Source organism: Rathayibacter sp. VKM Ac-2926 (assembly GCF_022815565.1).
Classification (GTDB): Bacteria; Actinomycetota; Actinomycetes; order Actinomycetales; family Microbacteriaceae; genus Rathayibacter; species Rathayibacter festucae.
In genome coordinates this window covers 36,972-57,083 of the sequence record NZ_JALGRS010000009.1, presented here as the reverse complement: position 1 = coordinate 57,083, position 20,112 = coordinate 36,972, and the positions used below count along the sequence as shown (strand labels likewise).

Here is a 20,112-nt window from a genome sequence, read left to right as displayed (position 1 = left end):
ATGACGCTCGAGTCCGAGGTCGCCCTTCCCGAGTCGACCGAGATGCCGACCATCATCCGCGTCCAGAACGCCTCCAAGCGCTTCGTGATCCGCAAGGACAAGAGCGTCAAGGAGCGCATCGTCAACTTCGGCCGCGGCAAGCAGCACCGCGACGACTTCTGGGCGCTGCGCGACATCGACCTCGAGATCCCGCTCGGCTCCACGGTCGGCCTGATCGGCGCGAACGGCTCCGGCAAGAGCACGCTGCTCAAGCTCATCGGCGGCATCATCCAGCCCACCACCGGGACCGTCGAGCGCCGCGGGCGCCTCGCGGCGCTGCTCGAGCTCGGCGCGGGCTTCCACCCCGACCTCACCGGCCGCGAGAACGTCTTCCTCAACGGCGCGATCCTCGGGCTCTCCCGCCGGGAGCTCGAGGAGAAGTTCGACTCGATCGTCGAGTTCTCCGAGATCGTCGACTTCATCGACACGCAGGTGAAGTTCTACTCCTCCGGCATGTACGTGCGGCTCGCCTTCGCGATCGCCATCCACACCGACCCCGACCTCCTGCTGGTCGACGAGGTCCTCGCGGTCGGCGACGAGCCGTTCCAGCGCAAGTGCATGGACCGCATCCGCGCCTTCCAGCGCGCGGGCAAGACCATCGTGCTGGTCACCCACTCGCTCGAGCAGGTCGGCGAGCTCTGCGACCGCACGGTCGTCCTGCAGCACGGCAACGTCATCTACGACGGCGAGACCGCCCGCGGCCTCGAGGTCCTGCGCAACGGCTTCGAGAACTCCCGCCAGGAGCGCGTCGAGCGCGAGACCGCCGAGGCGATCGTCGAGGCGGAGGAGGCCGGCGAGGAGCCCGAGCCGCTGCCCGCCGCCGAGATCGTCAGCGTCGAGCTCCAGGGCGGCACGGTCGAGGAGGGCAACCGCACCCTGCGCCCCGGCGACGACCTGACGGTGTCGGTGACCCTGCGCCCGCTCAGCGGCGCCCCGGTCGAGAACTGGTTCGTCGGCATGGGCGTGGACACTCCGCTCGGCCAGGTGGTCTTCGGCACCAACACCATGCGCCTCGGCTTCGAGCACCCGCCGCTCACGGAGCAGACGACCATCACGTTCTCCCTCCCGGACATCCGCTTCGGCGGCGGCACCTACGCCGTGCACGCGTCGGCCTCCACGCTCGGCAACGGCGAGTTCGTCCGCGTGCCGGTCGGCGCCCGCTTCACCGTCGAGCGCAGCGACAAGCGCGTCGGCCTCGTGAGCGTGGCCGCCTCGGCCACCGTCGACGGCGTCACCCGGGCGTGACCGCACGCCCGGTGCGGCTGCTCGTCGACGCGAGCCCCCTCGCGGCCGAGCGGCTCACCGGGGTCGGGCACGTGCTGCTGGAGACGCTGCGCGCCCTCGGCGAGGAGCGCTTCCGCCGCGAGGTCGAGGTGGTCCTCTTCGCCCCCGCGTCCGAGACCGCCGCGATCACCCGGCACGGGCTCGGCTTCCGCGTGCGCGGCATCCCGCTCCCCCGGCGCCTGGTCGGCCTGCTGACCCGGACGCCGCTGCCGATCGACCCGCTGGTCGGCCGCGGGGTCTATTTCTTCCCCAACTACCGCAACTGGGCGCTCAGCCGCCGCTCGCGGGCGATCACCTTCGTGCACGACGCCTGCTTCGCCGTCGCGCCCGAGCTCGTCCCGGCGGCCCGCCGCGCCCTCCTGCAGGCCCGGATGCCCGGCTGGCTGGCCCGCTCCGACCTGGTCGCCACCGGCACCGCCTCCGCGGCCGGCGAGATCGAGCGGCACCTCGGCGTCGCGGGCGAGCGGCTGCGGATCCTGCCGACGACGGTCGACGCGGCGGACTTCCGTCCCCGACAGGCCGACGAGGTCGCCGCCGTCACCGCGCGCGTCGGCGTCGAGCGCTACCTGCTCTACGTGGGCGCCGTCGAGCCGCGGAAGAACGTCGCGGCGCTCGTCCGCGCCTTCGCGGCCGCCGACCGCCCGGCCGGCTGCACCCTGCTGATCGTCGGCGCGACGGCCTGGGACGACGAGGACGTCCGCGAGGCCGTCGCCCGGGCCGCCGCGGCGGGCGCCGACGTCCGGCTCTCGCCGGTCTTCGTCGAGGACGCGGAGATGCCCGCCCTGATGACCGGGGCCGACGCGCTCGCGCTCGTCTCGCTGCACGAGGGCTTCGGCCTGCCCGCCCTGGAGGCGGTCGCCACCGGCACGCCCGTCATCGTCTCCGACATCCCGGGGATCCACGACGCGCTCCGCGGGCACGAGGCGGCGGCGACGTTCGTCCCGGTCGGCGACGAGGACGCGCTGCGGAGCGCGATCGAGACCGCTCTCGCGCGCCCCCGACGGGTCGAGCCCGGGCGGATCGCCCCGTGGGGCGACGCCGCCGAGGCGCTCGTGCGCGCCGCGCGGGAGCTCGCGGACCGCTGAGCCCGCGGACGGCGAGCGCCCGCGGGCCCGAACTCAGAGCGTCGAGACGCCCGCCGGTGCGACGGCCGTGACGTAGGTCCAGACCTCGTCGGCGTACTCGGTCCAGGTGCGGTTGACCCGGGCGCGCGCCTCGGCGGTGAGCCGGGCGTGCACCTCGTCGTCGGTCAGCAGCGTCACGAGCGCGTCGCGGATCGAGTGGTCGTCTCTCGGGTCGACGAGCAGCGCACCGCCCTGCTCCGCGATGTCCCTCATGCTGCCGAAGCCCGAGGTGATCACCGGCGTGCCGACCGCGAGCGACTCGGCCACGGGCAGCCCGAAGCCCTCGTTCAGCGAGGGGAAGATCGTGCAGGTCGCGCTGCGGTAGGCACTCCAGAGCAGCTCGTCGGTGATCGCCGAGAAGGAGTCGACGTGACGGCCCTCGTCCTGGAGCGCGTGCATCCGCCCCTGGAACTCCTCGCTGCTCCAGGCGTTGCCGCCGATGAAGGCCAGCGTGAACTCGACGCCGGAGCGCCAGGCCAGCTCGGCCGCGTGCAGCACCGCGAGGTGGTTCTTGCGCGGCTCGTGGCTGCCGATGCAGACCACCAGCGGCTCGTCGCCCACGGCGCCGAGGGTCAGCCGGGTCGCGGCCTCGTCGAAGTCGTCGTCGCCGCCGGCCGAGGCGGGCAGCGGGATCGCGTCGATCTCCGGCCCCTTCTCGCCCTCGAGCATGCCGCGCCAGCCGCGGTACTCGGTCTCGGAGGCACGGGAGACCGTGGTCACCCGGTCCATGTGCGAGACGGCGACGAGCGTCCGCGGGAACTGGCCGCTGATCCCGCCGTGCGCGGTCTCCGCGGTCGTCAGCGGTACGCAGTCGTGGCCGATCATCGTCGTCGCGTTGCCGCTGAACTCGGTGAAGGCGGCGAGGCGTCCGCTGCGCTCGTCCTCGATCGCGAGCTCGGGGAGCACGTAGAGCGACTCCCACGGGACGACCACGGGCGCGTGCGCGTCGAGCTTGGCGTCCGGCGCGGAGCCGTAGAGCGCGTTCGTCCGCAGCTCGTTGCCGACCTCGCGGAAGCCCGTCATCGCGTCGTCCCAGACGATCAGGCCGATGTCGTGCCGGCTGTTCCACTCGACGATCGTGGTGCGGACGACCCGCTGGATCCCGGTCGCGAGGCCCGTGCGCGCGGTGTGGTGCACGTCGACCAGGACGGCGTGCCGGGCGATCACGACGGTGCTCGGCGCGCGGACGGCGTCGAGCACGCGGGAGGCCGGGGTCGGCCGGAGCAGCCCGGTCAGCAGCGCGGCGACGCCGTCGAGACGGGCGCTGCGGCGCGACTCGACGACCTGCTCGCGCACCGGCAGCTCGGCGTTCACCACCGCGAGCATGAGCCAGGTCTGCTCGAAGCTCGGCTCGCCGACCGCGTCGGCGACCTGCTGCACGAGCGCCGGCACCTCGCGCGAGGGCGCGGTGGTGGGCTCGAGGGTCTCGAGCAGCAGCGTCAGGCGCTCGAGGGCGGTGGACTCACGCATCGTTCTCCTCCTGCTCGCTCGAGGCGGAGGGCACGAGGGCCGCCCACAGCTCGGCGGAGTAGTCGTTCCAGGTCCGCTTCGGGCGCGCGTGCGCCTCGGCGGTGAGCTCGGCGACCCGCTCGTCGGAGTCGAGCAGCTCGCGCATCGCGGCGGTGAGCTGGTCGTCGTCGTACGGGTCGACCGTGATGCAGCCGCCGTCGGCCGCGATCTCGGCGAGCGAGCCGCGGTCCGAGGTGATCGCGGGGATGCCGAGCGCGAGCGCCTCGGCGACCGGGAGCCCGTAGCCCTCGTGGGTGGAGGGGAAGACGAAGAAGCGCGCGTTGCGATAGGACGAGAGCAGCACGTCGTCGCCGGCCCCGCGGACGACCTCCACGGTGCGACCGCGGCGCTGGGCCTCGCGGATCCGGACGTCGAAGACCTGCGTGGCCCACGGGTTGCCGCCGCCGATGAAGCGCAGGCGGAACCGCTTGCCCTCGCGCCAGAGCACCTCGGCGGCGAACAGGATCGCGAGGTGGTTCTTCCGCGGCTCGTGGCTGCCGACCGAGAGCACCAGCGGGAGGTCGTCCTCCTCCTCGAGGTGCTCGCCGTCCAGCGGCGGCGCCTCGACCGGGAGGGAGACCGTGGAGAGCTCGGGGCCCTCGAGGCCCTGCGCGGGGAGCGCGGCGTTGAAGCCCGCGAACTCCTGGGTCGCGGCCTCGCTGATGCCGGCCACCCGGCTGGAGTGCTTGACGACGGTGAGGTAGTTGACGAAGCGCAGGCTCTCCTGCGGCGGAACGGTGTCGGCGCTCACGACCGGGATCGCGTCGTAGCCGATCAGGCTCACCGTGTTGCCGGAGAACTCCGCGAGCGCGGCGAGCGGCGCGCAGATCCCCATCACCGGGACCTCGGGCAGGACGAGGGTGGAGCGGAACGGCACGATGAAGTCGACGCTCTCCGGGCGGCCCGGATCCCACTCCCGGGTGCTGCTCGTCTCGAAGTCGATCACGCGCTCGAGCTCGCCCTCGCCGAGGCGGCGCAGGGCCATCGAGCCGTGCTCCCAGGCGGTGAGGATCGGGTCGTGGTCGCGGTGCCAGCGCTTCATCGTCTGACGGACGACGCGCTGGATGCCGGTGGCGTGCGAGTTCCGCGCGCAGAAGTCGACGTCCACGACGACGGCGCCGGTGACGACGGAGAGCGTGGTCGAGAGGTCGTGGTAGCCGGTCGAGGCGCGCGTGCCGGCGACGAGGAAGACCCGCATCGCCTCGTGCGGCTTCGCGAGCTGCAGCGAGCGCTTGAACCAGCTGAACAGGTGCGGCACCGGGTAGACGCCGAGGAACGCGGTGAGCGACAGCCAGGTCAGGTCGTCGGCGTCGCGCCGCTGGACGGTGCGCGCGATCTCGTCGAGGAACGGGCCGGGACCGCGGAGCGCGAGATCGGCGGTCTGCTCGGGGTCGTCGAGGACGAAGGGGGCGATCTGCTCGAGTCGCTGCACCACGAAGGCGCGGCGGGCGTCACGGCCCGCGAGGTCGGCGGCGTTCACCGGCTGCGACCGCCGAAGCGGCGCTGCGCGTAGCGGATCGAGTGCTGCACCGCTCCCGGCAGGCCGAGCTGGCCGACCCGGATCTGGAAGGTGCGCGCCGCGCGGAGCGGGCGGGTGACCCGCCACGAGAGCGTGCTCTCGAAGTCGGCGACGTAGTGGGCGCCACCGCCGAAGTGCATGTTCGCGGCCCACTCGTCGAGCGGGTCGTTCAGCAGCTCGTCGAGGCGGGCGCGGAGCTCCTCGACGGTCTCCGGCGTCCGCGACTCGGACGTCGGAGCGTCCGGAGTCGTGGCGGTCGGAGCCGCGGTCATCGGAACCGAGGCGTCCGGAGCCGTGGCGTCCGGGCCGTCTCCGGCGGGCGTGAGGGCAGTCGTCTCTTCAGGCACCCCGCCATTGTAGGCGGGCACGTCAGCGGAGCTTGATCGACGCGGTGTCGTTCGCCGCCGCGGCGTCGTCCTCGAACAGCGCCGCCGCCGCCATCTGCGCCTCGCGCTTCTCGACGACGCCGCCGGAGCGGTGGTGGCCGAAGACCCAGAAGCGGTAGAGCACGAACCGGAAGGCGGTCGCGAGCAGGAGGCCGATCACGTTCGCGGAGATGTTGTCGGCGACGAGGTTGTCGAAGCCGAGCACGTAGTGCGAGATGTAGAGCGGCAGCAGGTTCACCAGCATGCCGGCGACCGCGACGACGCTGAACTCGGCGAGCTCGAGCAGGTAGTTGGCGCGGCGGTGCTCACGGAAGGTCCAGTAGCGGTTGCCGAACCAGGTCACGACCGTCGCGGCGGCCACCGCGACGACCTTCGCACCGATGGGCCCGGAGAGGAGGTGCTCGCCACCGATTCCGCCGACGCGCAGCAGGTTGAAGACGGTGACGTCGACGACGAGGCCGAGGATCCCGACGACGCCGAACTTCAGCACGTACGAGATCAGGCCGCTGTACAGCGCCTTCGCGAGCGCGACGGGACCCCTCCTGGCCATCGGCTCAGATCCCCGCGGTCTGCGGCGGACGGGTGCGCGAGCCCTCGCGGACGCGGATCTTGAGGAGGATCCAGAGCGCCTCGAAGCCGTCCTTGACGGTGATCTTCTTGCCCTCCTCGCGGGTGCGGGCCTTATAGCTGATCCCGACCTCGTAGGGGCGGTAGCCGCGGGCGAGCAGCTTCGCGGTGACCTCCGCCTCCATGCCGAAGCCCTTCTCCTTGATCTCCAGCGAGCGGTACAGGCTCAGGGGCATCAGCTTGAAGCAGGTCTCGACGTCGGAGACGTAGGCGTTGAAGAGCACATTCGTGATCAGGTTCACGCCCTTGTTGCCGATGACGTACCAGTAGGAGAACGAGGTGTGGCTGCCGAAGGTGCGGCTGCCGTAGACCAGCTGCGCCTCGCCGTCGAGGACGGGCTGCAGAAGCGAGGGGATCTCGCTGGGCCGGTACTCCTCGTCGGCGTCGCAGATGATGACGTAGTCGCCGGTCGCCTCCTGCACGGCCCGGCTGATCGCCGCGCCCTTGCCCTGGTTCACCGGCTGGTGGAAGACGCGGATGCGGGGATCGTCGAGCGCGTCGAGGATCTGCTTCGTGCGGTCGCGGCTGCCGTCGTTCACGATGACGAACTCGATCTCGACGCCGTCCTGGAACCGGATCGCGAGGACGCGGTCGACGGCCTTCTGGAGGGTCGCCTGCTCGTTGTAGACGGGCATGAGGATGGAAAGCTTCACGTCGGGATTCTCTCTCGTACGGCGCCGGGCGGGCTGCGGCGCGCGGTGGGGTCAGGGCGCGAGGGGTTCGGGGCGCGAGGGGTTCGTGGCGCGGTGGAGGGCAGGGTGCGGCGGCCTACGGCGCGGCGACGACGGTCGCCTGGAACCAGGCGATGGTCCGCGCCAGTCCGTCCTCGAGCGGGATCGTCGGCTGCCAGCCGAGGATCTCGCGCGCCTTCGTGATGTCGGGCTTGCGGCGCTCCGGGTCGTCGATCGGGCGCGGCTCGTAGTGGATCTCCGAGTCGCTGCCGACGAGCGCGACGATGCGGCGGGCGATCTCGCCCAACTCCAGCTCGTCGACGCTGCCGAGGTTGATCGGACCCGAGTCCTTCGAGTCGGCCATCCGCAGGATCCCGTCGACGAGGTCGTCGACGAAGAGCAGCGAGCGGGTCTGGGTGCCGTCGCCGTGCATCGGGATCGAGGTGCCGGCCAGCGCCGCCTTCACGAACGCCGGGACGGCGCGGCCGTCGTCGATGTCCATGTTCGGGCCGTAGGTGTTGAAGATGCGCACCACGCCGGTGTCGACGTCGAAGTACCGGCGGTAGGCGAAGGTGATCGCCTCGGCGTAGCGCTTGGCCTCGTCGTAGACGCTGCGCGGCCCGTTCGGGTTGACGTTGCCCCAGTAGTCCTCGTGCTGCGGGTGCACGTGCGGGTCGCCGTAGACCTCCGAGGTGGAGGAGACGACGAAGCGGGCGCCGTCGCGCTTGGCGACCTCGAGCAGCGCCTCGGTCACGGTCGAGCCGGCGTGCAGCGTCTCGATCGGGTGCGCCAGGTATCGCGGCGGCGACGCCGGCGAGGCGAAGTGCAGCACGACGTCGAACGGACCGGGCACCGCGAGCGCGTTCGCCGCGTCGTCCTGGACGAAGCTGAAGCACGGGTGGGCCAGCAGCGGACCGATGTTGCGGGTGGACCCGGTGATCAGGTCGTCGATCACGACGACCTCGTCCCCCCGGCGGAGGATCTCAGCGGCGAGGTTCGAGCCGAGGAAGCCCGCCCCGCCGGCCAGGAGGAAGCGACGCGATGCGGTCACGGCTGCCTTTCGATGGAGGGGAGGGAGGGGTCGCCCGTCGGACGGGCAATCGGAGAGATTAGCACGGGGCCGATCCAGGGCCCGGAGGCCGGCGCGCGACGACGGTGCCTGTCACCCGCATGCACTAGATTCTCTGCGGCTGCGATCCGTCGGCCCGGGCGCCCAGGGAGCTGACGATGACGACCGAGGACGCGCCGGCTCCCGGTCGCGGCACCCGCACGCTGCGCCGGCTCGGCGCCCACTCCGCGGGTCTCGTGTTCTGGATCCTCGCGGCCGTCGGCCTGGCTCTGCGGGTCCTCTTCATCGTCAGTCCCGCGCACACCTTCGACGCCGATCACGCGGTCGTCTACCTGATGGCCAAGCACGTCGCGGACGGCGAGCTCCCCGCCTTCTTCTGGGGCCAGTCCTACGGCGGCACGCTGCTGCAGACCACGGCCGGGCTGGCGATGCTCGTCTTCGGCGCGCACATCGAGGTGCTCGCGATCGTCTCCTCGCTCTGGTTCCTCGGGGCGGCCGTCCTCCTGCGCGTGATCGCCCGGCGCCTCGCCGGTCCGGTGGCGGGCGCGACGGCCGGCCTGCTGTTCTGGTTCCCCGGCGTCGTCCTGCTCCAGGTGTCGACCAGGGACCCGGGCTTCTACGGGCCGAGCATCGTGGTCGCGCTCGGCGTGATCGCGGTCGCCACCGCGTCGCTGCGGCGACCGCTGCTCTCCTGGATCGCCGCGGGCGCGCTCAGCGGTCTCGCGCTCTGGACCTCGCCGATGAGCGTCGCGCTGGCGGCCCCGGCCGTCCTCGCGCTGGTGATCCGCGACATCCGGCGCCCGCTGCACTGGCTGCTGGGCATCGGCACGGCGGTCGTCGCCGGCTCGCCGTGGCTCCTGGAGGCGCTGCGCAGCTCGAGCGCGACCGCGCCGCTCGGCGCCGGCACCACCGACTGGGAGCCGACGATCGACAGCGTCACCGCGCTCTTCCACGACATGCTCCCCGTCGCGTTCACCGTCGCCCCGGGCGAGCCGGCCGACTCGATCGTCGGCTGGACCGCGGTCGTCCTGCTGGCCGGGCTGGTCCTCGTCGGCGCGGTCCGGCGGCGTCTCGCCCCGGTGCTGGTCGGCACCGGCACGCTGCTGCTCTGCGCCGTGCTGATCCTCGGCGCCGGGCTCGACCTCGACTACGACTCGGTGCGGTACAGCGTCTTCCTGATGCCCGCGTTCGCCCTGGCGGGCGCGTGGCTGCTCGCGCGCTGGCGACCGGTCGCCCTGGTCGCGGTGCTCGTCGCGGCGGCGCTGACCGTCTCGGGAGTGTGGGACCGCTCGGAGGGGTTCCGGAGCGACACCTCGAACCGCTTCGACGGCGGCTACCGCGCGGTGGTCGAGCTGCTCGAGCGCCGCGGCGCCGAGCACGTCTGGGGCGACTACTGGCTCAGCTACGCGATGACCGCGTCCACGAACGAGGAGGTCACGGTCGCCGCCCTCGTCACCCGCCGCTACCCCGGCTACGACGCCCTGGCGCAGGCCGACGGCCCGCCCGTGATCGTCGTCACGACCGGCGACTACAACGACCAGGAGCTGCGGACCTCCACCCTTCTGCCCCCGCACGAGCGCATCGTCCGCGGCGGCTACACCGTCTACTTCTACGACGAGCCGTTCGCCGTCACCTCGCAGCCCTGGGGCCTGTACTGACGCGACCGGTCATGCCGGTAGAAGCTCGCAGGGCCCCCATGCTGGTCGAGTAGCCGCGCAGCGGCGTATCGAGACGCACCCACCGGACGACGGTGGATCTCGATACGCCCGCTCCGCGGGCTACTCGATCAGCATGGAGTGCAGCCCGCTCCCCGAAAACAGCGAGGCCCCGCAGGGCCCTTTCATGCCGGCAGCCCCGCAGGGTCCCCTCCATGCTGGTCGAGTAGCCGCGCAGCGGCGTATCGAGACCCGCCCCGTCAGCCCTCGACGGGGAAGACCAGCCAGCGTCCGGACGAGGACTGCGCGATCGGGGTGAGCGAGCCGCTCGCCGCGAGCACGTCGCCGTACCAGGCGCCCTCGCGGCCGACGTAGGCCGCCGTGTCGACGTACACGGCGCACGCGCCGCTCGCCTCGACCGCGGCGGCGAAGTCCTCGGGCGTGCTCGCCCCGCCAAAGACGTCGAACCCGGTGGTGCCGCGGACCGCGCCGTAGCTCCACTCCAGGTTCGCGCCCTCCGTGTAGAGGTAGGGCAGCGCCTCGTCGTAGTCGGCCATCCGCCCGACCGACCCGCTGTCGGGGAAGCTCTTGATCGGCAGCTGCACGACGCCGCAGCCGTCCGGCAGCGCCGCGTCGGCCTGCGCGACGAAGGCTGTCATCTCGGCGTCCTCGGTCGGCGCGATCGGCACCATCCGGGCGACCCCGGCGAGCTGGTCGAGCACGCCGACGACCACGACGAGCGCGACCACCGCGATCCGGATCCAGCGCCGGCCGATCCGCGCGAGTCCGATCGCCACGACACCGAGCGCCAGCAGCGCCAGCACGATCGACAGCCGCGACCAGGCCCGGATGGTCGACCCCGCGATCAGCGCGACCGCCATCCCGAGGCCGGTCACCACGTAGAACAGCAGCGTCCACAGCGCCGCCACGGCGAGCACCCGCACGTGCTCGTCCGAGACGAAGCGGCCGAAGGCGGTGACCCGGAGCGCGCGCCCGCCGACCAGCCCGAGCAGCGGCAGGCTGACCAGCAGCAGGCACAGCCCCGCGATCGCGATCAGCGGCAGCCCGGGCGGCTCGGTGTTGACCGCGACCGCCGTGGTCACCTGGTAGATGTTCGTCAGCGCGCCGATCTTGGGCACCTCGGTGCCCTGCCACGGCAGGAAGAGCGAGAGGATCTTGCCGGCGAAGTCCTCCGACTCCCCCACCCCGCGGCTCTCGAAGTACGGCGCGTAGCGCTCCCCCCAGTCGCCGCCGAGCAGCACCAGCTCGATCGCCACCAGGACGCCGAGCACGCCCAGCGGCAGGACCCGCGCCAGCACCGCGCGCAGCGGCACCCGGGTCGCGAGCCCGGCCAGTGCGCCGAGCAGCCAGACGCCGCCGAGCACCAGCACGCTGAAGACGTAGTAGTAGCCGCCCGTCGTCGCGATGAGCAGCGGCAGCACCACCACCGGGACGGCGCCGCGCAGCAGCCGCGCCCGGCGGGTCGCCCCGCGCAGCCGCCAGGCCCGGAACGGATCGGTGCGCTCCCCCGCCACCACCAGGATCAGGATGCCCAGCAGCGGGATCGCCCAGTAGTTGGCGAGGAAGGCGTGCCCCGCCCCGATCCGCTGGAAGTGGTACGGCGCGAGGCTGAAGACGACGGCGACGAGCGCGCTCGTCCAGGCCGGCACGCGCAGGCAGCGGAAGAAGGCGTAGCCGGTCAGCGCGACGAAGGCGAAGGTGAGCAGGTAGAAGACGTTGAGCAGCAGGAAGCCGTCGTGGATCACCAGCGCGAGGGCCGAGGCGGTCAGCGCGGACGCGACGTCGAACTGCGCCGTGTAGAACGAGTTGTAGCCCGAGGGGAAGGCGAGCGCGCCGTTCTCGGCGAACGGGAAGGCCTGGGTGGCGCTGCGGAACAGCAGGTAGTGCAGGATCTGGTCGTCGCCGCCCGCCCGCCAGCGCTCGGCGAGCGAGCCCGGGGTCGCGCCGAGGGCGATCATCGCCGCCAGCACGCTCACCAGCGCGGCGGCGGCGGCCCAGCCGAGCTCGCGCCCGATCCGCCGCAGGCGGGGGCGGGGGGCGGCCCGCGTCTCAGAAGCCACGCTCGGCGCTCGCCTTCTCGATGCTGGCGCCGACGATCGCGTTCAGCGCGGCCTCCCCGGGGGTGCCCGCGTAGTCGTAGACGTCGAAGGTCGGGCAGGCGGTGATGGCAGCGGGCTCGCCCAGGTGGCCGAGCGCGAGCTCCGCCCAGTCCGGCTCCCGGTCGGCGAGGACGTAGCTGAAGTCCTTGCCGCGGTAGGACGCGGCGTTGTTCATCCAGAGCTGCGCCGTGAAGTCGAAGTTCACCTGCTGCACGTCGACCGACGCGTCCCCGTAGAGCTCCAGCGGACGCGTGCTCCAGAACGAGCCGACGCCGGAGAGCTCGCGACCGTCGAGCCACTGCTCGAGGCAAGCGCGCTCCGGCGTGCTGCCGGCCTGCTCCGCCGCCGCCCGCACCGCGGGCCCGGCGACGACGCCCGCTGCGACGACCACGAGCGCCACGGCACCGGCGAGCGCCGCGCGCACGCCGGTGGAGAAGCTGCGCGGCCGGAGCAGCGGGACGCGCGCGGCGAGACGGCGCGGGATCCAGTCCTGGGAGGCGGGCAGCAGCATCAGCGCGGGGAAGACCGCGAGCGGCAGCAGATAGCGGCTGACCAGGCTGCCGGTGACGATCTGCCCGAGGACGAGGGAGGCGGAGGCGACGAGCACGAAGGTCGCCAGGACCACGCTCGAGTCCGCGACCGCCCACGGCGTCTCGGGCCGCACCTGGGTCGCGACGGCGAGGACCAGGGTGACCAGCGCGGCCAGCAGCAGCACGCCGACGATCAGGATCTCGAGCTTCCCGGTGGGAGCCGACCCCACGTCGCGCAGCTGCAGGAGGAAGCCGTCGACCGCGGCACCCGCGCGCTCGAGGTGCACGTACGTCCCGGCGTCGACGGCGACGAACCGGGCGACCGCGTCCCGGGCCGCGTAGCCGATCCCCGCGCCCGCGACCAGCGCGGCGGAGATCAGCAGCGCGCGCCGCCACGACATCCGCCGGAGCACGAGCACCGCCAGCAGCGAGACGACGGCCGGCGCGGTGAACTGGAGGGCGAAGAGCGGATTCGAGAGCGTCGTCGCCGCGGACACCAGGACCGCCCCGATCAGCGCCCACGTCGTGCGGACCCGCGACGGCGGCCGCGCGGGATCGAAGCCGCCGCTCGCCTCGGCCATCAGGGCGAGGGCGAGCACGGCGGCCAGCGCGACCCCGGAGTAGTAGGTGGTCAGCAGGATGCCGCTCGCGAAGGCGCCCGAGTTGATCAGCCCCCGGCCCTCGGTGGCGGCGAGCACGACGACGGTCCCGGTCGCCAGCGCGGCGGCGCTCACCCGCCACGGCCGGGTGCGCCCGGCCAGCACCCGCGCGGCCAGCCAGCGCACGCAGCCGTAGAGCGCGGCGGCGTTGACGAAGGCGTTCACCACGAGCGCGCCGACGACCGATCCGCCGGCGAGCGCGAGGCTCACCAGGTAGAGCGGCAGCTCCGGGAACAGCAGGAGCTGACTCGTCATCACCCACTGGAACGGCTCGCCCTCGGCGACCGAGCGCACCAGGAGCGGGAGCGCCAGCGAGTCGCCGTCCGACAGCAGGTACTCCCACCACGGCGTCGACGACAGGCGGCCGAGCACGAGCAGCGTCGCCGCGAGGACGAGGAGCAGGCCGGCCGCCTCGAGGACGACGGCCCAGCGGCGGGAGGGAGCGGTGGCGACCGCCGTCATCGCGACCCGTCGCGTCCGAGGCGGATGCGCAGGACGAGCAGGAGGCTGCGGAGCAGGGTGTTGCCGGGGATCTTCGAGGTCCCCTCCGTGCGATCGAGGAAGACGATGGGGATCTCGCGCACCCGCCGCGCGGCGGTGAGCGCGCGGTGCTTGAGCGCGATCTGGAAGCCGTAGCCGGTGGCGTCGACGGTCTCGAAGTGGATCCGCTCGAGCAGCTCGCGGCTGAAGAGGTTGAAGCCGCCGGTCCAGTCGGTGAGGCGGGAGCCCAGGATCGCGCGGGCGTAGATGTTGCCGCCGCGGCTGAGGATCTTGCGGTCGAGCGTCCAGTCCGGGGTGCCGCCGCCGGGGATGTAGCGGGACGCGACGACGAGGTCGGCGCCCGCGCGCACCTCGCGGAGGAAGTCGGCGAGGTACTTCGGGTCGTGCGAGAGGTCGGCGTCCATCTGCAGGATGCAGTCCGGGGCGTCGTCGGCCTCGAGGATCCGCTCGAACGCCCAGAGGTAGGCCGCGCCGAGCCCCTCCTTGGTCGCGCGCTCGAGCACCTGCACCGAGTACGACGGGGTCTCGAGCTCGGCCGCCAGGGCACGCGCCTTCTCCGCCGTCCCGTCCGGCGAGGAGTCGTCGACGACGACCGAGCGGACGACGACGTCGGTCTCGCGGGCCACAGCGGCGGCGACCCGGCGCAGCAGCTCGGCGATGTTGTCCGCTTCGTTGTACGTGGGGGTGACGATGGTGAGCGAGAGCATCTGGTTCCGATTCGGGCGGGGACGTGGACGGTCCGCCGGGGCGGAGGCGGTGGAACAGTATCAGCGTGCACCATGCCGTCCTGTGTGAGAGGAAGCAGGACGTCGCGTCGCGGTTCTCAGGTTCAGTTCCCCCTACGGAGGGTTCCAGTACAGATCGGCCGCGTACTCTCGCCCTCATCGCTCCCGCCCGGGTCGCGAGGACCCCGAGGAGCACCGTGTCGCGTCAGTCGAGTCCGTCTGCGGGGAGAGCGGCGCGCCTGCTGGAATCGCAGAAGGTGCGGTTCCTCGTCGCCGGCTCGCTCAACACCGCCCTCGACTTCCTCATCCTCAACGCGCTCGCGCTGCTGGTCGGCCTGCCGACCCTGGTCGCGAACGTCGCCTCGGTGACCGTCGGCATCTCGATCTCGTACTTCCTCAACCACTTCTTCGTCTTCCGGCACCCCGACCGGCCGACCGTGCGCACCTTCGCGCAGTTCTTCCTGGTCACCGGCTTCAGCTCGCTCGTGCTCCAGTCGCTGATCATCTACGGCTTCGAGGTCTTCTTCGACACCCGGTTCGGCACCTCGCTCCTCTTCCTTCCCAGCGCGGGCGAGAAGGCCTTCCTCGCGATCAACGTCGCGAAGGCCGTCGCGGTGATGGTCGGCCTGGTCTGGAACTTCTGCCTCTACAAGTTCGTCGTGTTCCGCGCGCCGTCCGCGGCCGTCGCCCCCGAGCTGGGCGAGGTCGTCGACGAGGTGGAGTCCGCCGCGCGCTGAGCGCCGGAGCCCCGCTCGGGGCCCGTGCTAGCCTCGTCGAGTTCTTCCGACGGTGCCCCCGCCCGTCGACGCCGCTCCCCCGGAGGCTCTCATCGCCCGCTCGACGTTGCCCATCGCGGTCGTCGTCGTCACCCACTTCTCGGGTGAGGTCCTCCGCGCCTGCCTGGAGTCGATCCCGGAGGCGACCGAGCACGACGTGCGCGTCGTCGTCGTCGACAACGCGACCACCGACGACTCCGTCCGCCGCGTCGTCGAGCGCCGCCCCGAGGTGCTCTTCCACGAGACCGGCGAGAACCTCGGCTACGGCAGGGCGATCAACTACGCGGTCGACCGGCTCGGCCCGGAGATCGAGTGGATCCTGGTCACGAACCCGGACACGGTCTTCCTCCCCGGCTCGATCGACGCCCTCTACGCGGCGGCGACCGCCGACCCCGGGATCGGCTCGATCGGCCCGCGCATCCTGGACTCGGACGGCACGATCTACCCCTCGGCCCGCGCACTGCCCTCGCTCGGCACGGGCGTCGGCCATGCGCTGCTCGCGCACGTCTGGCCGGGCAACCCCTGGTCGCGCCGGTACCGCCGCTCGCGCGCGGTCGAGACGATGCAGCACGGCAGCATGACGGCCGGCTGGCTGTCTGGCGCCTGCGTGATGGTGCGGCGCACCGCGTTCGAGCAGATCGGCGGCTTCGACGAGCGCTACTTCATGTACTTCGAGGACGTGCAGCTCGGCGACTCGCTCGGGCAGCGCGGCTGGTCGAACGTCTACCTCGCCGACGCGGTCGTGTCGCATCTGGGCGGGCACTCGACGCGACTGGCCTCGGCGCGGATGCTCGCGGTGCACCACCGCAGCGCCTACCTCTACCTCGCGCAGAAGTACGACGCCTGGTACCAGGCGCCCGTCCGCCTGGCGGTCCGCCTCGGCCTCGGCGTGCGCGTCGCGCTGATGCGCCTGCGGCCCAGCCGCTGACGCCGGGATCTCGATACGCCCGCTCCGCGGGCTGCTCGATCAGCATGAGAGCCATGCTGGTCGAGTAGCCGCGCAGCGGCGCATCGAGGCCCGCCGCGTCAGCGACCGAGCTCGAGCAGGCGCTGCAGGTACGCGCCGTAGCCGCTCTTCACCAGCGGGGCGGCGAGGTCCGCCAGCGCCGCGTCGTCGATCCAGCCGTGGCGCCAGGCGATCTCCTCGATGCAGCCGATCTTGAAGCCCTGGCGCTGCTCGATCACGCGGACGAACTCCGTGGCCTCGATCATCGAGTCGAACGTCCCGGTGTCGAGCCAGGCGGTGCCGCGGTCCAGCACCTGCACGTTCAGCGTTCCGGCCTCGAGGTAGCGCTCGTTGACCGTCGAGATCTCGAGCTCGCCGCGGGCGGAGGGCTCGATCGTCTTGGCGATGCCGACGACGGAGTTGTCGTAGAAGTACAGTCCCGGCACCGCGTAGTTGCTCTTGGGCTTCGCCGGCTTCTCCTCGATCGAGAGCGCGTGGAACGCGTCGTCGAACTCGACGACGCCGTAGGCCCGCGGATCCGCCACCTGATAGGCGAAGATCACCGCGCCCTCGATGTCGGTGTTCGCCGCGAGTGCCGTGCCGAGCGCCGTGCCGTGGAAGATGTTGTCGCCGAGCACCAGAGCGACGGAGTCGTCGCCGATGAAGTCCTCGCCGATCAGGAACGCCTGCGCGAGGCCGTCGGGCGACTCCTGCACCGCGTAGGAGAGGGTCATGCCCAGGCTCGAGCCGTCGCCGAGCAGCGCGCGGAACTGGTCGTTGTACTCCGGGGTGGTGATGATCAGGACCTCGTCGATCCCGGCCATCATCAGCGTCGACAGCGGGTAGTAGACCATCGGCTTGTCGTAGATCGGCATCAGCTGCTTCGAGATGCCCTTGGTGATCGGCCAGAGCCGCGAGCCCGAGCCGCCGGCGAGGATGATGCCCTTCACGAGTGCGCTCCGTCCAGCTGGGCGTAGAGCGCCTTCGCCTCGGCCCAGGTCGGCAGGATGCCCTGCGCTTCGGCCTCGGCCAGAGTCGGCGCGTCGGTGTCCTTCGGCGAGAGCAGCGGCTCGCCCGCCTCCGGCGGGAAGCGCAGGCCGATCCGCTCGTCGAGCGGGTCGATGCCCTTCTCGCGGATCGGGTCGTACGTCGAGGAGACGAGGTAGGAGACGACCGCCCCCTCCGTCAGCGCGACGAACGCGTGGGCGAGGCCCTCGGCGAGGTAGACCGAGCGGCGGTCGACGTCGTCGAGCAGCACCGAGTCCCACTGCCCGAAGGTCGGCGAGCCGACGCGCACGTCGATGATGTAGTCGAGCACCGCCCCGGAGAAGCAGGAGACGTACTTGGCCTGCGACGGCGGGATCTGGGCGAAGTGGATGCCGCGGACGGTGCCGCGCTTGGAGACCGAGGTGTTGCCCTGCTGCAGCGACAGCGGGTGCCCGACCTTCTCCGCGAGGCGGTCGAAGCGGTAGAACTCGTAGAACACCCCCCGGTCGTCGGGGAACTGCCGCGGTGTGACCTCGTAGGCGTCGGGGATCTCGAGCTCTCTGATCTGCACGGTCACGAGTGTACTGAGCGCTCGGCGGCCCGCCGACGCCCCGGTGGACCGTCGCCGCCGGTGCGCCGGGGGTCCGCACGTCGGAGGCCTCCGGCATGATGAGCGGGTGACCTTCCTCCTCACGGGCGCCTCCGGCATGCTCGGCACCGACCTCCGCTCCTCCCTCGGCGATCGCGCCGTCACGGCGCTCGGCCGCGCCGACCTCGACGTGACCGACCTCGACGCGGTCCGCGCCGCGGTCGCCGGCCACGACGCGGTGCTGAACTGCGCGGCGTACACGCGGGTCGACGACGCGGAGAGCGACGAGGAGGAGGCCCGCCGCGTCAACGCCCTCGGCGCGCAGAACCTCGCGATCGCCACCGCCGAGATCGGCGCCGCGATCGTCCAGGTCTCGACCGACTACGTCTTCGACGGCTCGGCCACCAGCCCCTACGCCGAGTCCCACCCCCGCGGCCCGATCTCGGCGTACGGCCGCACGAAGGCCGAGGGTGAGGAGCTCGTGCTCGCCGCGAACCCCGAACGGGGCTACGTCGTCCGGACGGCCTGGCTCTACGGCGCGCACGGCGGCAACTTCGCCAAGACGATGGTCCGCCTCGCCGGCGCGCACCCCACGCTCACCGTCGTCGACGACCAGCGCGGGCAGCCCACCTGGACGGGCGACCTCGCCGACCGCCTGATCGCGCTCGTCGACGCCGCGGCTCCGGCCGGGATCTACCACGGCACGAACGCCGGCGAGACGACCTGGTTCGGCTTCGCCCGCGCCGTCTTCGAGAAGGCCGGGCTCGACCCGGAGCGGATCCGGCCGACCGACAGCGGCAGCTTCGTCCGCCCGGCCCCGCGGCCCGCCTACTCCGTCCTCGGCCACGACGCCTGGGCCGCCGCCGGTCTCGCGCCGATGCGCTCCTGGCAGGACGCGCTGGCCGCCGCTCCGCTCGAGGCGGTCACGCCGTGACCACCACGCTCCGGGTGGTCGTCGACCAGATGCTCGCCCGCGTCCCCGGCGGCATCGGCCGCTACACCGAGGAGCTCACCCGCGAGCTGATCCGCACCGCCCCGCGCGACTGCGAGGTCGAGGCGGTCTTCTCCGCGCATCCGCCGGAGAAGGAGGAGGATCTGCGGCTGCGCCTGCCCGGCCTCGCCCGACTGCACCGCCTGCACCTGGGCCGCCGCGAGCTGTCCCGCGCCTGGCAGTACGGCATCGGCATCCCCTCGGGCGGCGGCATGATGCACGCTCCGAGCCTGTTCGCCCCGCTGCGCAGTCACGAGGGCCGCGAGGGCGAGCAGATCGCCGTCACCATCCACGACACGGTGCCGTGGACGCACCCCGAGACGCTCACCCCGCACGGCGCCAAGTGGCACCGCGCGATGGCGAAGCGCGCGCAGAAGTTCGCCGATGCCGTCGTCGTCCCGACGCACGCGGTCGCTCAGCAGCTCTCCCAGGTCCTCGACTTCGGCGACCGGATCCGCGTGATCGGCGGTGCCGTCGGCTCCGGGCTCGTCCTTCCTGACGACGCCGACGAGCGCGCGGAGGCCCTCGGGCTGCCGGCCGAGTACGTCCTCAGCGTCGGCACGCTCGAGCCGCGCAAGGGCCTGGTCTCGCTGATCGCGGCGTTCGGCGAGGCGTCGGCTCCGGAGCTCCCGCTCCTGATCGTCGGGCCGACCGGCTGGGGCGAGCTCGACATCGCCTCCGTCGCGGACGAGCAGGGCCTCGGCGAGGAGAGGGTGCGGGCGCTCGGCGTCCTCAGCGACACCGACCTCGCGCTCGTGCTCAGCCGGGCCACCCTGTTCGTCTACCCGAGCATCGCCGAGGGCTTCGGCCTGCCGGTGCTTGAGGCCATGCACTTCGGCGTGCCGGTCGTGCACTCGGACGACCCGGCGCTGCTCGAGGTCGCGGCCGACGCGGGTGTCGCCGTCGAGCGCGCCGACGCCAAGCACTACCCGGAGCGGCTCGCGCTCGCGATGAGCAGCGTGCTCTCCGACACCGGCCTCCGCGAGCGCCTCTCGGTCGCCGGCCGCGACCGCTCCCGCGCCTTCAGCTGGCGCGACTCCGCCGAGCGCGTCTGGGCCCTGCACGCCGACCTCTGAGGCATGCGGGGTCGGCAGACCCTTCTCCTGGTGCCAATGGATCTCGATACGGCCGCTCCGCGGCCTACTCGATCAGCATGAAGGCGAGCAATCGCATCGGCCGGTCGCGCAACCCCGCGGGGCCCGACCATGCTGGTCGAGCAGCCCCGCAGGGGCCGCGCTCATGCTGGTCGAGTAGCTCCGCAGGAGCGTATCGAGACCCACCGTCATCGAAAGGGCGGGCCTGCAGACCCGACTCCGGACACCGGTGGATCTCGATACGCCCGCTCCGCGGGCTACTCGATCAGCATGAAGGAGACCCGCGCCCGCCGGCACAGCGGCCCTCGGGA

18 protein-coding genes are annotated in these 20,112 nt (G+C 72.3%); 7 read left to right on the top strand and 11 right to left on the bottom strand.

Features of this window, described 5'->3' with window-relative positions:
- Together MT351_RS13490 and MT351_RS20350 are read left to right on the top strand one after the other, a co-directional pair.
- Complete coding sequence (locus tag MT351_RS13490; protein ID WP_243582407.1) at positions 1-1,284, top strand: ABC transporter ATP-binding protein; 1,284 nt, start codon at positions 1-3, stop codon at positions 1,282-1,284.
- Complete coding sequence (locus tag MT351_RS20350) at positions 1,281-2,408, top strand: glycosyltransferase family 1 protein (RefSeq protein WP_132435853.1); 1,128 nt, start codon at positions 1,281-1,283, stop codon at positions 2,406-2,408. The genes MT351_RS13490 and MT351_RS20350 overlap by 4 nt, the downstream gene beginning before the upstream one ends.
- Positions 2,409-2,441: 33 nt before the next feature.
- Here the strand turns inward: MT351_RS20350 and MT351_RS13480 are convergent, their stop codons facing one another.
- The 6 genes from MT351_RS13480 to MT351_RS13455 all read right to left on the bottom strand — a co-directional run bounded on the left by MT351_RS13480 (position 2,442) and on the right by MT351_RS13455 (position 8,210).
- Entirely contained in the window at positions 2,442-3,917 is a 1,476-nt protein-coding gene (locus tag MT351_RS13480; RefSeq protein WP_123735232.1) for a glycosyltransferase family 1 protein, read from the bottom strand.
- On the bottom strand, positions 3,910-5,436 hold the full coding sequence (locus MT351_RS20345) for a glycosyltransferase family 1 protein (protein WP_132435854.1): 1,527 nt from the start codon (positions 5,434-5,436) through the stop codon (positions 3,910-3,912). The genes MT351_RS13480 and MT351_RS20345 overlap by 8 nt, the downstream gene beginning before the upstream one ends.
- The gene (locus MT351_RS13470; RefSeq protein WP_132435855.1) at positions 5,433-5,822 is read right to left on the bottom strand and encodes a hypothetical protein; all 390 of its coding nucleotides are present in this window, start codon (positions 5,820-5,822) and stop codon (positions 5,433-5,435) included. The genes MT351_RS20345 and MT351_RS13470 overlap by 4 nt, the downstream gene beginning before the upstream one ends.
- A 22-nt stretch (positions 5,823-5,844) precedes the next feature.
- Positions 5,845-6,411 carry a GtrA family protein gene (locus tag MT351_RS13465; protein ID WP_123735229.1) on the bottom strand — a complete coding sequence of 189 codons (567 nt, stop codon included), beginning with the start codon at positions 6,409-6,411 and terminating at the stop codon, positions 5,845-5,847.
- Between the two features lie 4 nt (positions 6,412-6,415).
- On the bottom strand, positions 6,416-7,141 hold the full coding sequence (locus MT351_RS13460; protein ID WP_132435856.1) for a glycosyltransferase family 2 protein: 726 nt from the start codon (positions 7,139-7,141) through the stop codon (positions 6,416-6,418).
- A 115-nt stretch (positions 7,142-7,256) separates the two neighbouring features.
- A complete protein-coding gene (locus tag MT351_RS13455; RefSeq protein ID WP_132435857.1) occupies positions 7,257-8,210 on the bottom strand; it encodes an NAD-dependent epimerase/dehydratase family protein in 954 nt (317 codons plus the stop codon).
- A gap of 176 nt (positions 8,211-8,386) precedes the next feature.
- Between MT351_RS13455 and MT351_RS13450 the strand changes: the two genes are divergently transcribed.
- On the top strand, positions 8,387-9,886 hold the full coding sequence (locus MT351_RS13450; protein ID WP_243582404.1) for a glycosyltransferase family 39 protein: 1,500 nt from the start codon (positions 8,387-8,389) through the stop codon (positions 9,884-9,886).
- Between the two features lie 257 nt (positions 9,887-10,143).
- On the opposite strand, the gene MT351_RS13445 is transcribed toward MT351_RS13450, so the two are convergent.
- From MT351_RS13445 to MT351_RS13435, 3 genes are read right to left on the bottom strand one after another with little or no spacing between them, the layout of a single operon-like run.
- A complete protein-coding gene (locus tag MT351_RS13445; RefSeq protein WP_132435859.1) occupies positions 10,144-11,964 on the bottom strand; it encodes a hypothetical protein in 1,821 nt (606 codons plus the stop codon).
- Positions 11,954-13,654: a hypothetical protein gene (locus MT351_RS13440; protein ID WP_132435860.1), complete on the bottom strand. Its 1,701-nt coding sequence runs from the start codon at positions 13,652-13,654 to the stop codon at positions 11,954-11,956. The genes MT351_RS13445 and MT351_RS13440 overlap by 11 nt, the downstream gene beginning before the upstream one ends.
- Positions 13,651-14,400 carry a polyprenol monophosphomannose synthase gene (locus MT351_RS13435; RefSeq protein WP_123735223.1) on the bottom strand — a complete coding sequence of 250 codons (750 nt, stop codon included), beginning with the start codon at positions 14,398-14,400 and terminating at the stop codon, positions 13,651-13,653. Before MT351_RS13435 ends, MT351_RS13440 begins: the two co-directional genes overlap by 4 nt.
- Positions 14,401-14,675: 275 nt before the next feature.
- Between MT351_RS13435 and MT351_RS13430 the strand changes: the two genes are divergently transcribed.
- Together MT351_RS13430 and MT351_RS13425 are read left to right on the top strand one after the other, a co-directional pair.
- Positions 14,676-15,155: a GtrA family protein gene (locus MT351_RS13430; RefSeq protein WP_243582402.1), complete on the top strand. Its 480-nt coding sequence runs from the start codon at positions 14,676-14,678 to the stop codon at positions 15,153-15,155.
- 52 nt (positions 15,156-15,207) lie between these two features.
- Positions 15,208-16,122, top strand: coding sequence for a glycosyltransferase family 2 protein (locus MT351_RS13425; RefSeq protein ID WP_243582400.1), 915 nt, complete (start codon positions 15,208-15,210; stop codon positions 16,120-16,122).
- Positions 16,123-16,220: 98 nt separating this feature from the next.
- Here MT351_RS13425 and rfbA read toward each other — a convergent pair whose 3' ends face one another.
- Both rfbA and MT351_RS13415 read right to left on the bottom strand, forming a co-directional pair.
- The gene (gene rfbA / locus MT351_RS13420) at positions 16,221-17,090 is read right to left on the bottom strand and encodes a glucose-1-phosphate thymidylyltransferase RfbA (protein ID WP_132435862.1); all 870 of its coding nucleotides are present in this window, start codon (positions 17,088-17,090) and stop codon (positions 16,221-16,223) included.
- Positions 17,087-17,698: a dTDP-4-dehydrorhamnose 3,5-epimerase family protein gene (locus MT351_RS13415; RefSeq protein ID WP_132435863.1), complete on the bottom strand. Its 612-nt coding sequence runs from the start codon at positions 17,696-17,698 to the stop codon at positions 17,087-17,089. Before MT351_RS13415 ends, rfbA begins: the two co-directional genes overlap by 4 nt.
- A 106-nt stretch (positions 17,699-17,804) precedes the next feature.
- On the opposite strand from MT351_RS13415, the gene rfbD reads away from it, so the two are divergent.
- Complete coding sequence (rfbD, locus tag MT351_RS13410; RefSeq protein WP_123702613.1) at positions 17,805-18,650, top strand: dTDP-4-dehydrorhamnose reductase; 846 nt, start codon at positions 17,805-17,807, stop codon at positions 18,648-18,650.
- Positions 18,647-19,783, top strand: a complete 1,137-nt coding sequence (locus tag MT351_RS13405) for a glycosyltransferase family 1 protein (protein WP_243582398.1) — start codon at positions 18,647-18,649, stop codon at positions 19,781-19,783. The genes rfbD and MT351_RS13405 overlap by 4 nt, the downstream gene beginning before the upstream one ends.
- The last annotated feature ends 329 nt before the right edge of the window (positions 19,784-20,112 follow it).

Bases quoted from the DNA above. Each gene is read 5' to 3' on its own strand.
- MT351_RS13490 (WP_243582407.1), top strand. From the start codon at position 1: ATGACGCTCGAGTCCGAGGTCGCCCTTCCCGAGTCGACCGAGATGCCG.
- MT351_RS13480 (WP_123735232.1), bottom strand. From the start codon at position 3,917: ATGCGTGAGTCCACCGCCCTCGAGCGCCTGACGCTGCTGCTCGAGACC.
- MT351_RS13465 (WP_123735229.1), bottom strand. From the start codon at position 6,411: ATGGCCAGGAGGGGTCCCGTCGCGCTCGCGAAGGCGCTGTACAGCGGC.
- MT351_RS13450 (WP_243582404.1), top strand. From the start codon at position 8,387: ATGACGACCGAGGACGCGCCGGCTCCCGGTCGCGGCACCCGCACGCTG.
- MT351_RS13440 (WP_132435860.1), bottom strand. From the start codon at position 13,654: ATGACGGCGGTCGCCACCGCTCCCTCCCGCCGCTGGGCCGTCGTCCTC.
- MT351_RS13435 (WP_123735223.1), bottom strand. From the start codon at position 14,400: ATGCTCTCGCTCACCATCGTCACCCCCACGTACAACGAAGCGGACAAC.